Consider the following 12120-nt stretch of genomic DNA (forward strand, 5'->3'; position numbering starts at 1 on the left):
TGTTCAAGCGCGCTGCCACACTTCCATGACAGTTTGATGAAGAGTGCCCAGTGGTCGTGGTCGACATGCCTTGCAACATGAGACAAACTCACGCTATTCAACTTCGTCACAAATTGTCTTCATGGAGAGCTCGTGCTCGAAATCCGTCACCTCAAGACCCTGCACGCCCTGCGCGAAGCCGACAGCCTGGTGGAAGCCGCTGAGCGCCTGCACCTGACGCAATCGGCGCTGTCCCATCAGTTCAAGGAGTTGGAAGAACGCCTGGGCATGCAACTGTTCGTGCGCAAGACCAAACCGCTGCGCTTCACCAGCGCCGGTCTGCGCCTGCTGCAACTGGCCGACGCCACCCTGCCCTTGCTGCGCGGCGCCGAGCGCGACATCGCACGTTTGGCCGGCGGCACCGCCGGGCGTCTGCACATGGCGATCGAGTGTCACAGTTGCTTCCAGTGGCTGATGCCAACCATCGACCAGTTCCGCGATGCCTGGCCCGAAGTCGAACTGGACCTGGCTTCAGGCTTCGCCTTCGCGCCGCTGCCGGCCCTCGCCCGTGGCGACCTCGACCTGGTGGTGACCTCCGACCCGCTGGAACTGCCGGGCATCACCTATGTGCCGCTGTTCACTTACGAAGCCATGCTCGCGGTGGCCAACCAGCACGCGCTGGCGAGCAAGTCGTTCATCGTGCCCGAAGACTTGCTTCCCGAAACCTTGATCACCTACCCGGTGGAGCGCGATCGTCTAGACATCTTCACCCGCTTCCTGGAGCCCGCCGACATCGAGCCGACCCAGGTGCGAACCTCGGAACTGACGGTGATGATGATGCAACTGGTCGCCAGCGGCCGTGGCGTGTGCGGCATGCCCCATTGGGCGCTGCATGAATACAGCTCGCGTGGCTACGTAAAGGCCAAGCGTCTGGGTGAGAAAGGTTTGTTTGCGACGCTGTATGCGGGGATTCGTGCGGACATGCTGGATGCGCCGTATATGCGCGACTTTTTGCTGACGGCCAAGGACACGTCGTTTTCCACTTTGGACGGAGTCAGCGCGGTGCGTTGAAACCACACAGTTCCAACTGTGGGAGGGGGCTTGCCCCCGATGGCGATTGCACATTCAACATTTCTGTTTGCTGACACTCTGCTATCGGGGGGCTAGCACCCTCCCTCATTGGATCTCAGTCAGCCTTGAGTTCGCGCCACATGTGGATTTTATCGAAGTAATCCACGCCCACCCGCACCGCCAGCGGCTCCAGGCCGTACTGGATAAATCCGCAACGTCGGTACAGCGCAAACGCTGCATCATTGCCGGCGGTGACGGTCAGTTGGATGACTTTGAGGCGCGGATGTTGGCGCGCTTCATCCAGCGCCGCTTCCACCAACCGTCGGCCCAAGCCCTTCTGCTGATAAGCCTCGGTCACGTACATCCCAAACAAGGTCACTTTGTGCCGCGCCTTCTCCCGAAGCTCGAACGCCAGGCCGACGATGCCAGCCAGTTCATCCCCTGAATACGCGCCGAGCAAACGATCCTGGCGCCCGTCCAGACGCTTTTCCCACCAGCTCAACGGCATCGCTGCGCGCTCGGCCACACTGGAGGTGAATGCCTGGGGATAAGCGCCATACGCCTCCAGCATCAACGCTCGATAAGCCTCGGCGTCGTTGCCGCCCAGCGTACGGATGATCACGTTTGAGTCCTTTGCGCCTGAGCGTCAGGCAGTAATGGCCAGCGATGAGCGATAGAACGGCAGGATCTGGTCACGGGTCAAGGGCGCCAGCACCAGGCCGCCATCACCGGCAGGGTCGATCCAGCGAACCTCTTCGATTTCAGCAGCCGGACTGACCTGCGCATCGATCTGCACTTGGAACAATTGAGCTTGCACGGTAAATCCGGGCTCATTGACCGCAGGGGCCGAGAAGTTACCCAGGTAGACCGCGTCGCTGGGTTTGATGTGCAGGTTCAGCTCTTCGTACAACTCACGGGCCAGGGCCTCGGCAGGTTGTTCACCGGCGTCGATCTTGCCACCGGGTTGCATAAAGGCCTGGGTGCCGCGCTTGCGCACCAGCAGGGTTCGGCCGTCAGCGCCGATCAGCAGGGCGGCGGCGATACGGATAGTGGTAGGCATGAATTGAACACCTTGAATTCAAAAATAAACATTATTGGAGCACTGCTTCGGTGTCGTCCGGCTTCTTGATAAACACGCTGTACTTGGCGCCTTCCATCGCTTCGAACGCAATCAGCTTGTCCACCAACGGCAGGTTCAGCACCTTGCCGGCGTTGAGCAGCAACATCCCGTTGTCGGCATTGAGGTTGCGCGCCAGGACCATGCCATCGGCCAGTTCCCGGGTGCTCAACACTTTGACGGTCGGGTCGCCCAGGGTCACATCACTGAGAAATGCCGCGCAAGCCTGGACGAAGTCCTCGATCAGCTCTGGATCGTAGAGGCGCCCGGCGTATTTGCGGATATATAACAGCGCTTCATCGCTGTTCAGATGCCGCTCAAGGATCAGACCCTTCTGCAGTTCGATAAAGTCCACCGCCAGCTTCAGCAGGCGCGAACCGAACGGAATCGCATCGCCCTTGAGGTGGTCGGGAAAACCACTGCCGTCCCAGCGCTCCTGATGGTGACGAATCATCCGCGCCGCATCCTTCATCGGCTCCAGTGTCATCAACAGCGATTCGCTCTGGGTCGGATAACCGCGGTACCGTTCGCGATCGGTGCTGTGCAGCTTGTCGGCCGGTTCGATCAACATGCTGTCGCTCCAGCTCAGCTTGCCGATGTTGTACAACGCAGCTGCCATGGCCAAGTCACGGGCGCTGGCGTCGTCTATGGACTGGGCGGTGCAGTACACGCGCACCAGTTCGATCAGCGCGCGGTTGGTCTGTTTGTCCTTGGGTAGACGCAGGTTGGCCAACAACGAAAACACTTCGGTGCCGGTCACATAGCTGCGCTTGAGCTCGTCATAGGCCAGATCGAGCATATCGGCGGTTTGCTGCAACTCGGACGTGCGCGCTGCCACCCGTTTTTCCAGCGTGTTGTTGAGCGCCTTGAGCTGCTCGTTCTGCTCCTGGGTCAAGCGCTCCAGGCGCTGATGCTCCAGAGCCTGCTGCAAGATCAGCTTTAGTTCGTCGTCGTTCCAGGGTTTGCCGATATAGCGGTGGATCTGGCCTTCGTTGATCGCCTTGATGATGGTCGGCAGGTCGGCGTAGCCGCTGAGCAGAATGCGACTGGTAGCGGGATAAAGGCGATGAACCTCGGCCAGCAATTGTGCGCCGTCCATGCCCGGCATGCGCGCATCGCTCATCACCAGGTCAATGGGTTGGGCGGCCATGATCTCCAGGGCCTGCGCGCCGCTGCCCGCGAGCACTACATCGAAGGGTTGGCCGCGCAACAGGCGGCGCAAGCTGTTGAGGATCGACTCTTCATCGTCGACCAGCAAAATAGTGGGTTTCGTCGCAAGTTGTTCATCCATGCCTACTGCGCCTTCACATTGAACTGAATGGAGCTGAATTGAACCCTGGTACTAAGCCGTGTTCCCTCGCCCAAGGCGCGGGCTTGATTTGACGCCAACTGGCCGCCGAATTCAAGGGAGCTCGACTAAGCTGTGACATCAGGTCAGTGCCCCGCCGCGCCAGGTTGCCCAACAGCACGTTGCCGGGCAACCGGCCCTCCTCAAAACCCGGGAGAGCGAAAAGAGCCAGGGTTTTCTATTCAGCAAGGCCGCGTCGACAAAGGATTTTGCCCAATGGCTGCAGTTGGGCTGCGCCATGCCGATAACCTATCAATAGTCCACACGATGCAAGGAGTGCTCGCTTGAGCGACGTCGCAACTCACGGTTTCGGCCTGGTCCTTATGATGGGACTCAGTGTGTCACTGATGGCCGCGCCGCTGGATGAGGCACTCAAACCTTTGCCGACGGTTCCAGTACTGGACTCAGCCAAAGTCGAGCTGGGTCGGCAACTGTTCAACGAACCGCGCCTGTCGGTGAATAACACCCTGTCTTGTGCCAGCTGTCACCGACTGGCCTCCGGCGGCGCTGACGACAAGCCGTTCTCAATAGGTTTCGACGGCAAACCGGTGCAAATCAATACCCCCTCGGTCTTGAACGCCAGCCTGAACTTCAAGCAGTTCTGGAATGGCCGCGTAGACACGTTGCAAGCGCAGGTCGAACAAGTGGTCATCAGCCCCGTGGAGATGGGCAGCGACTGGAAAACCGTGGTGCAGAAACTGTCAGACGTGCCCGCCTACCAGAGCGCCTTCAAGCAGGCGTACCCCGACGGCGTCACCGTCGACAATGTGCAAAACGCCCTGGCCACCTATGAACGCACGCTGCTCACCCCTAACTCGCGGTTCGATCAGTACCTGCTGGGCAACACGGAGATTCTCACGATCGAGGAAAAATACGGCTACCAGCGTTTCAAGGATTACGGCTGCATCGCTTGTCACCAGGGCGTGAATATCGGCGGCAATATGTTCCAGAAGTTCGGCGTGATGGGTGATTACTTCAAGGCGCGCGGCAACCCGGTGGAGTCCGACCTGGGGCGCTACCTGCTGACCCTGGACGAAGAAGATCGCCACGTGTTCAAGGTGCCCAGCCTGCGCAACGTGGCCGTCACCGCGCCGTACTTCCACGATGCCTCGGCCAAGACCCTGGAAGCGGCGGTGGATGTGATGTTCAAGTACCAGTTGGGGCGCAACCCTTCCCAGGAAGACAAAGACCTGATTATCCAGTTTCTCAAGACCCTGACCGGCGAATGGGCAGGCAAGCCCCTATGAGCATACCGTCATGACCCCCTCCCGCCGTCGCACCAGCCAAGTGTTGCTTGGCCTGATCACCCTGTTGCTGGCCTCTACGCTGGTGTTTTTGTACCTCAAATCCTCACGCGACCAGACCGCCGGCTACACCCAATCGCGGGATCTGATCCGCCAGTTGCAGCAGCTCAACGCCCAATGGGACAGCGAAGTGCTTAAGGCGCGGATCGCGATCACTCACAACTACGATCCGCTGGTCACCCCACTCACGGAAATGACCCGGCTCTGGGCCGAACTCAATACCCGCGATACCTACCACGATCCGCAAGACCTGAGTCGCTGGCAAACCAGCCAGGAGGCTTATCAGGCGGCGATCCAGGAAAAAGCCAGGCTGGTCGACCAGTTCAAGTCCCACAACGCGGTGCTGCGCAATTCCCTGGCGTTTTTGCCAACAGCCGAGGACGACATCCAGGCCCAGTTCAATCGCATTGACAATGAAGGCCGCCTGCAACTGCAGGATGTGGCCACGGACATTTACGACCTGTTGCTCAGTAGCCTCGAATTCGCCCAGGTCACCAGCGACGATCGCGCCGCAGATATTCTGGTGGGGTTGGGCAAGCTGGCAATCAACAAGGAGAGCCTGCCCGCTGAGTTCCAGGGCCCGATAGACATCCTCAGCAACCACATTTCGCTGATTCTGCGTGAGCAGCCGGTGGTCAACAGCCTGCTCGAACACATTGCCTCCATACCCGTGGCCGAGCGTCTGGACGACTTGACCACCCACCTCGATCAGGACCAGCAAGCATCTGACCTGATCGACCATCAATATCACCGCTACCTGTTGGTTTTCTCGACGTTACTGGTGGTGCTGCTGCTCTACCTGGCCGTGCGCCTGTTGCGTAGTTTTGCCGAGATCAATCGAGTCAACCGAGCGTTGCAGGCCGCCAACGAAACCCTGGAACAACGGGTGGAACGCCGCACCCAGCAGCTCAAGGATGCGCAGAGCGAACTGCTGGACAGCGCGCGCCAGGCTGGCATGGCGGAGATCGCCACCAACGTGCTGCATAACGTTGGCAACGTGCTCAACAGCGTGAATATCTCCGCCGAGCTGGTCACACGCAAACTGCGCAGCAGCAAGGCGTTGGGCCTGGGCAAGGCCATGCAACTGATCAACGAGCACCAGGCAGACCTCGGCGCCTTCCTGACCTTGGATGAAAAAGGCAAGCTGCTGCCGGGCTACCTGAACCAACTGGTGGACGCCATTGCCGTCGAACAACAGGCCATGACCGATGAGCTGGCGCAACTGAGCAAAAGCGTCGATCACATCAAGGACATCGTCTCCACCCAGCAATCCTATGCCGGCGTGTCCACGCTGATGGAACCGGTGCACATCAGCGATTTGATGGAGGACGCCTTGCGCATGAACGCCGGTTCGCTTAGCCGCCACAACGTCACGGTGGTCAAGGAATATGGGCGGGTACCGGAGATCATGGCGGACAAACACCGGTTGCTGTTGATCATGGTCAACCTGATCAGCAACGCCAAGCACGCCATGTCCAACCTCACCGACCGGCCACGACAGATGACCCTGGCGGTGCAACAACTGGAGGACAGCACCTTGCAGATAAGCGTGAAGGACGAGGGCGAAGGCATCCCCGCCGAAAACATGACCCGGATATTCACCCACGGTTTCACCACCCGCAAGGAAGGCCACGGCTTCGGCCTGCACAGCTGCGCCCTGGCCGCAGTGGAAATGAACGGCCAGCTCAGCGCCCACAGCGACGGGCCGGGCCTGGGCGCGGTGTTCACCTTGAAAATCCCTCTCACCGTTGCCGGAAGCCCGCCATGAACCAGCCCCCTAACCGGCGTATTTTGCTGATCGACGATACCCCCTCGATTCACGACGACTTTCGCAAGATCCTGATGCCCGCTGTCGAGTCGAACGAGGCGCTGGATGAGATGGAGTCGGCGCTGTTTGGCGACACCAGCAAACCCACGGTGCAAACCTTCGAGCTGCACTCGGCCTACGGCGGCGAAGAAGGCCTGCAACTGCTCATCACCGCGATGACAGAGCAACGACCCTACGCGCTGGCGTTTGTGGACATGCGCATGCCTCAGGGGTGGGACGGGGCCAAAACCATCGAGGAGTTGTGGAAAATCGACCCCGGCCTGCAGGTGGTGGTGTGCACCGCGTATTCGGATTATTCCTGGGATGACCTGCTGTATCGCCTGCATGGCCACGATCGCTTGCTGATCCTGAAAAAGCCTTTCGACAATATCGAAGTCCAGCAGATGGCCAACACCCTGGCTAACAAATGGGACATGGCCCGGCGCGCCTCGGTGAAAACCATCCACTTGGAGCAATTGGTGGAGCAACGCACCCAAGCGCTGCAACTGGAAATCGACGAGCGCAAGCAGCTAGAAAGCCAGCTGGTGCAGTCGGAAAAACTCGCGTCCCTGGGGCAACTGGCGGCGGGTGTGGCCCATGAGATCAACAACCCGGTGGGGTTTATCTCGTCCAACCTCAGCAGCCTCGACACCTACTTCAACCAGCTGCAACAGATGCTGGACGCTTACCGCCAGGCCGAGGAAAGCCTCGCACCGGGTGAACAACGCGATCAACTGAAGGCCTTGCGCAACGAGCTGGAGCTGGATTTTCTCAAGGAAGACATTCCACTCCTGATCCGCGAATCCAAGGAGGGCATAGGTCGTGTGGCCCAGATCGTCAAAGACCTGAAGAACTTCTCGCGGGTGGACAACGATCAGACTTGGCAATTTGCCAATCTGCAACAAGGCATCGACTCGACGCTGAACATCGTCGCCAGTGAACTCAAGTACAAGGCCGATGTGGTGAAGCATTACGCGCCGCTGCCGGACATCGAATGCCTGGCTTCGCAGCTCAATCAGGTGGTGATGAACCTGGTGATCAACGCCGCACAAGCCATGGGGCCGGAGCGCGGCACCATAACCATCAGCAACGGCGTGGAGGGCGAAAACATCTGGCTGGAAGTGGCTGACAACGGCTGTGGAATTCCCCCGCATGCGCTGCAAAAGATCTTCGATCCGTTCTTCACCACCAAGCCGGTGGGCGAAGGGACGGGCTTGGGATTGTCGCTCTCCTACGGCATCGTCAAGAAACACCGTGGTGATATTTCCGTCAGCAGCGAGCTGGGTAAGGGCACGACGTTTCGCGTGGTGTTGCCGATTCGGCAGACGGTGGCGTGGGACACGCCACCGTAATCAGCCTCACGTCTCGTTTTTTCCGGACTCGCCCCAAACGAGGACCTATTGAATAAGCGCCGATGACAAGCGCCGCGCGCCTGCCCTGCTCATCAGCTGCCTCTGGGACCTGTTATTTCTGACAGTAGACAGGCACCTTCCCCCCCTCGAAACTCCTGGCAAGCAACACGGTTGCAGGCCGGCGGCGTGTTGATCGTGAAGATGGCTCCTCTTCGTCCAAGGAATGGTCACCATGTCCACACGTCGCGAGTTCCTGGCGTACGCTTCGCTGACCGCCCTGCTCACGCATCTGGGCAAGGGCGCCCTGGCTGCCGACAGTGCCGAGCAGGCCGGCCCCTTTTCCTTCGAGGGCTTGATCGAACAGGCACAAGTCGATGCCTTGAAACCCTACCGTTATCCCAACACGGACTCGGACGCGCTGTTGACGAAACTCGACTACGCCGCCCACGGCCAGATCCGCTTCAAACCCGAGTTAGCTCTGTTTGCCAAGGGGCCGGGGCAGTTTCCCGTGACCTTCTTCCATCTGGGATCATTTTTTCGCACACCGGTGAGGGTGTATGCGCTGGACAACGGCGTCGCCCGCGAGATCGTTTACGACCCGGCGAACTTCGACATGCCCGGCGACAGCCCGGCCCACGCCTTGCCCCGTAACAGTGGATTCGCCGGTTTTCGCATCCAGGAAAGCCGTCTGGGCAACCAGACCAAACTCCCGTGGCAACAGAACGACTGGGTGGCCTTTCTTGGCGCATCGTACTTCCGGGCTATCGGCGAGTTGTACCAGTACGGTCTGTCGGCACGGGCGATTGCCCTGGACGTGGCTGAGGCCGGCAAGGCCGAAGAATTTCCCGCCTTCACCCACATCTGGTTCGAACCGCCGAAGGACCTGCACGCCACGTCCATGACCCTCTATGCGCGGCTCGACGGGCCCAGTATCTGCGGCGCCTACCGTTTCGTGATCGACCGCACGCAGGGCGTGATCATGGACGTCGACTGTACGTTCTTCCTGCGCAAGAGCGTCCGCCGGCTGGGCATTGCACCGCTGACTTCGATGTTCTGGTTCAGTGAAACCGCCAAGCGAACCGCCGCCGATTGGCGCCCCGAAGTCCACGACAGCGACGGACTGGCGCTCTGGACCGGCAACGGCGAGCGCATCTGGCGCCCCCTGAACAACCCGCCGCGCACTGTGGTTTCGGCGTTCAGCGACCATCAACCGAAGGGCTTCGGCCTCTTACAACGTGACCGCAATTTTGACCACTACCTCGATGGCGTGAATTATCAGCGCCGCCCCAGCCTATGGGTCGAGCCGTTGGGCGACTGGGGCGAAGGCAGCGTACAACTGATGGAAAATGGCACTGACGATGAGATCCACGACAACATCGTCGCCATGTGGGTGCCCTCGGCCCCCGCCGAAGCGGGCAATCGCTATACGCTACGTTATCGCCTGCACTGGCTGGCCCAGGAGCCTTACGCTTCGCCATTGGCGGTGTGCTTGGCCACGCGTCTGGGCAAAGGCGGCCAACCCGGGCAGACACGTCCCGCGGGAGTGCGTAAATTTGTCGTCGAATTTCAAGGCGCGCCGTTGGAAAAACTTGCACCGGGCGTCAAGCCCGAGGCCGTGATCAGTTGCTCCCGAGGCGAGCTTGGACTTGTATTCACCGAAGCCGTGCCGGACGGCGTCGTCGGTCATTGGCGAGCACAGTTCGATTTAGCCGTCGACGGCAAGGAACCGGTGGAGCTGCGCCTGTTCCTGCGCCTGGACGGTCAGCCGCTGTCAGAGACTTGGCTGTATCAGTACCACCCCTTCAACTCGGATTCGACGGCAATCGGAGTCGCTTCAATGGCTGACACCGGCAACCGGCAATGAAGCGCTTTCGTCAATTGACGCTGCTCTACCTGACGCTCAGTGTCACCACCGCGGCCCTGCAGGCCAATGAGCAGGAATGGGTGGAAGGCTTGCTGCAACAGATGACGCTCGAAGAAAAAATCGGCCAACTCAGCCAGCTCGGCATTCAGGACACACCGACCGGCCCTGTCATCGACCAAGGCACACTGTCGCATCTGCCCGAGAGCATGGTCGGCTCGATCCTTGGCGCGTACGGTTTCGAGCAGACTCTCGCGCTGCAGAAACACGTCATCACCCACTCGCGCCTGCACATACCGCTGCTGTTTGCATTCGATGTGATTCACGGCTTTCGAACCGTATTTCCCGTGCCGTTGGCGGAAGCCTCGGCCTGGGACCCCGACCTGGCGCAGCGCACCGCTCGCGCGGCTGCCATTGAAGCGACGGCCAGCGGCGTGCACTGGACGTTCGCGCCCATGGTCGACATCGCCCGCGACCCGCGCTGGGGCCGTGTGGTGGAAAGTACCGGCGAAGATCCGTTTTTGGGCGCAGCGCTGGCCAGTGCCAAGGTAAAGGGGTTCCACGGTGCGGGGCCGCACGACAGCTCGTTCATGCTGACGACCGCGAAACACTTCGTCACCTACGGCGCGGCCGAGGGTGGGCGGGACTATAACGTCGCCGACGTGTCGGAACGCACCTTGCAGGAAGTGCACTTACCGCCTTTCCGGGCGGCCGTCGCGGCGGGCGTTGATGCAATCATGCCCTCGTTCAACGAAATAGCCGGGACACCCCTGCACAGCAACACCGCGTTATTGACCGGGGTGCTGCGCAATCAATGGCGATTCACCGGCCTGATTGTCAGTGACTTCAACGCGATCTGGGAGTTGAGTCAGCACGGCGTAGCGGATATTCCGGCCGACACGGCGCGGCTGGCACTCACCGCCGGCGTGGACGTCGACATGGCCAGCCAGATGTACCGCCGATACCTGCCGACACTGGTGCGCACTGGCCAGATCCCCATGGCCGCCGTGGATGCTGCGGTGCGCCGCGTCCTCCAGACTAAACAACGCTTGGGCCTGTTCGATGACCCTTACCGCTACAGCAATGAGGCGCGGCAGCGAGCCAATACCCTGACACCGCAGCACCGTGCCCTGGCCCGGGAGGCTGCGCAGAAATCCATTGTGCTGCTGAAAAACAACGACGCACTGCTGCCCCTGTCCAAGCACCTGCGCAACGTACTGGTGGTCGGCAGCCTGGCCACGGATGCCGAAGCCACGATCGGCCCCTGGGCCTTGGCGGCTCATCCTGAAGATTCGATCACGGTCTTGCAGGGCATACGCCATGCCGTCGCCCCCGACACCGAGGTGGTTTACCTGGGCGGTGCATCGCCCATCAGCAACGCGGTTGATGACCTGGCAGAAGTCCTGCAGGCCGCCCGCGATGCCGAGGTGGTGATCGCGGTGCTCGGTGAGCGCGCCGATCAGAGCGGTGAAGCTCGCAGTCGCACGGACTTGGGCCTGCCGGGTGCCCAGGACACGTTGTTGCGTGCCCTGTTGGACACCGGCAAGCCCGTGGTCATCGTGCTGATGAATGGCCGCCCGCTCGTGTTCTCGAAGACCGTGCGCGAGGCGCCGGCACTTTTGGAAACCTGGTTCCTGGGCAGTGAAATGGGCAACGCGGTGGCCGATGTTCTGTTCGGTGACATCAACCCCAGCGGCAAACTGCCGATCACCGTCCCCCGTAACGTGGGGCAGATCCCCCTCTACTACGCGCACAAAAACACCGGCCGCCCGCCCACCGGTGCCGGCGGTTATGAGTCCGGCTACATCGATGAACTCTGGACGCCGCTGTATCCCTTCGGTTTCGGCCTCAGCTATACCTCGTTCAGCTATGACACGCCTCGGATCAGCGCCGAGCGGCTAGCGTCCACCGAGTCCCTGACGGTACACGTGAACGTCACCAATACCGGGCAGCGCGCCGGTGATGAAATCGTCCAGCTGTACCTGCGCGACGACGTCGCCAGCGTCACTCGCCCGGTCCGCCAACTGCGCGGCTTTCGCAAAATCCACCTGGCGCCCGGTGAGACGCGCAGCGTGAACTTCAATCTTGGCCCACAGGACTTCGCACTGCTCAATCAACATTTTTCGCCGGTAATAGAGGCCGGCACTTTTACCGTCTTCGTCGGCGGCGATTCGACCACCACCCATCAGGCTCGGTTCGAGGTCACGGACAGCCGTGAACTCTCTGCCTCAGGCCCATCCGAGCCCCCCACACGCGCTCGCTGAATACCACGGTGGGTTGT

The 12120-nt window shown here is 60.6% G+C and carries 9 protein-coding genes; 6 read left to right on the forward strand and 3 right to left on the reverse strand.

Annotation, left to right across the window (positions count from 1 at the left end):
* The first annotated feature begins 132 nt into the window (after window positions 1-132).
* Window positions 133-1050 carry a transcriptional regulator MetR gene (gene metR / locus G9Q84_RS01135; RefSeq protein WP_181642756.1) on the forward strand — a complete coding sequence of 306 codons (918 nt, stop codon included), beginning with the start codon at window positions 133-135 and terminating at the stop codon, window positions 1048-1050.
* 115 nt (window positions 1051-1165) lie between these two features.
* On the opposite strand, the gene G9Q84_RS01140 is transcribed toward metR, so the two are convergent.
* From G9Q84_RS01140 to nosR, 3 genes are read right to left on the reverse strand one after another with little or no spacing between them, the layout of a single operon-like run.
* Window positions 1166-1672 (reverse strand): GNAT family N-acetyltransferase, encoded by a 507-nt coding sequence (locus G9Q84_RS01140; RefSeq protein ID WP_032891836.1) that lies wholly within the window; start codon window positions 1670-1672, stop codon window positions 1166-1168.
* Window positions 1673-1696: 24 nt separating this feature from the next.
* Complete coding sequence (locus tag G9Q84_RS01145; protein WP_122680296.1) at window positions 1697-2110, reverse strand: NUDIX hydrolase; 414 nt, start codon at window positions 2108-2110, stop codon at window positions 1697-1699.
* 31 nt (window positions 2111-2141) lie between these two features.
* Window positions 2142-3458 carry a response regulator c-di-GMP phosphodiesterase, NosR family gene (gene nosR / locus G9Q84_RS01150; RefSeq protein ID WP_032891839.1) on the reverse strand — a complete coding sequence of 439 codons (1317 nt, stop codon included), beginning with the start codon at window positions 3456-3458 and terminating at the stop codon, window positions 2142-2144.
* Window positions 3459-3838: 380 nt separating this feature from the next.
* Here nosR and G9Q84_RS01155 point away from each other — a divergent pair, with 380 nt between their 5' ends.
* From G9Q84_RS01155 to G9Q84_RS01175, 5 genes are all read left to right on the forward strand, one after another.
* The gene (locus G9Q84_RS01155; RefSeq protein WP_371260767.1) at window positions 3839-4762 is read left to right on the forward strand and encodes a cytochrome-c peroxidase; all 924 of its coding nucleotides are present in this window, start codon (window positions 3839-3841) and stop codon (window positions 4760-4762) included.
* Window positions 4763-4772: 10 nt separating this feature from the next.
* Window positions 4773-6587: a DAHL domain-containing protein gene (locus G9Q84_RS01160; protein ID WP_181642757.1), complete on the forward strand. Its 1815-nt coding sequence runs from the start codon at window positions 4773-4775 to the stop codon at window positions 6585-6587.
* Window positions 6584-7978 carry an ATP-binding protein gene (locus G9Q84_RS01165; protein ID WP_181642758.1) on the forward strand — a complete coding sequence of 465 codons (1395 nt, stop codon included), beginning with the start codon at window positions 6584-6586 and terminating at the stop codon, window positions 7976-7978. The genes G9Q84_RS01160 and G9Q84_RS01165 overlap by 4 nt, the downstream gene beginning before the upstream one ends.
* 232 nt (window positions 7979-8210) lie before the next feature.
* Window positions 8211-9842: an OpgD/OpgG family glucan biosynthesis protein gene (locus tag G9Q84_RS01170; protein WP_181642759.1), complete on the forward strand. Its 1632-nt coding sequence runs from the start codon at window positions 8211-8213 to the stop codon at window positions 9840-9842.
* Entirely contained in the window at window positions 9839-12103 is a 2265-nt protein-coding gene (locus G9Q84_RS01175; RefSeq protein ID WP_181642760.1) for a glycoside hydrolase family 3 N-terminal domain-containing protein, read from the forward strand. Before G9Q84_RS01170 ends, G9Q84_RS01175 begins: the two co-directional genes overlap by 4 nt.
* Window positions 12104-12120 lie beyond the last annotated feature (17 nt).

The sequence above is a fragment of the Pseudomonas sivasensis genome (genome assembly GCF_013778505.1).
Taxonomy (GTDB): domain Bacteria; phylum Pseudomonadota; class Gammaproteobacteria; order Pseudomonadales; family Pseudomonadaceae; genus Aquipseudomonas; species Aquipseudomonas sivasensis.

What these genes read in the sequence shown, in the direction of transcription:
- G9Q84_RS01175 (WP_181642760.1), top strand. Translation starts at nt 9,839, where the DNA reads ATGAAGCGCTTTCGTCAATTGACGCTGCTCTACCTGACGCTCAGTGTC.
- G9Q84_RS01160 (WP_181642757.1), top strand. Translation starts at nt 4,773, where the DNA reads ATGACCCCCTCCCGCCGTCGCACCAGCCAAGTGTTGCTTGGCCTGATC.
- G9Q84_RS01170 (WP_181642759.1), top strand. Translation starts at nt 8,211, where the DNA reads ATGTCCACACGTCGCGAGTTCCTGGCGTACGCTTCGCTGACCGCCCTG.
- G9Q84_RS01155 (WP_371260767.1), top strand. Translation starts at nt 3,839, where the DNA reads ATGATGGGACTCAGTGTGTCACTGATGGCCGCGCCGCTGGATGAGGCA.
- G9Q84_RS01145 (WP_122680296.1), bottom strand. Translation starts at nt 2,110, where the DNA reads ATGCCTACCACTATCCGTATCGCCGCCGCCCTGCTGATCGGCGCTGAC.
- nosR (WP_032891839.1), bottom strand. Translation starts at nt 3,458, where the DNA reads ATGGATGAACAACTTGCGACGAAACCCACTATTTTGCTGGTCGACGAT.
- G9Q84_RS01165 (WP_181642758.1), top strand. Translation starts at nt 6,584, where the DNA reads ATGAACCAGCCCCCTAACCGGCGTATTTTGCTGATCGACGATACCCCC.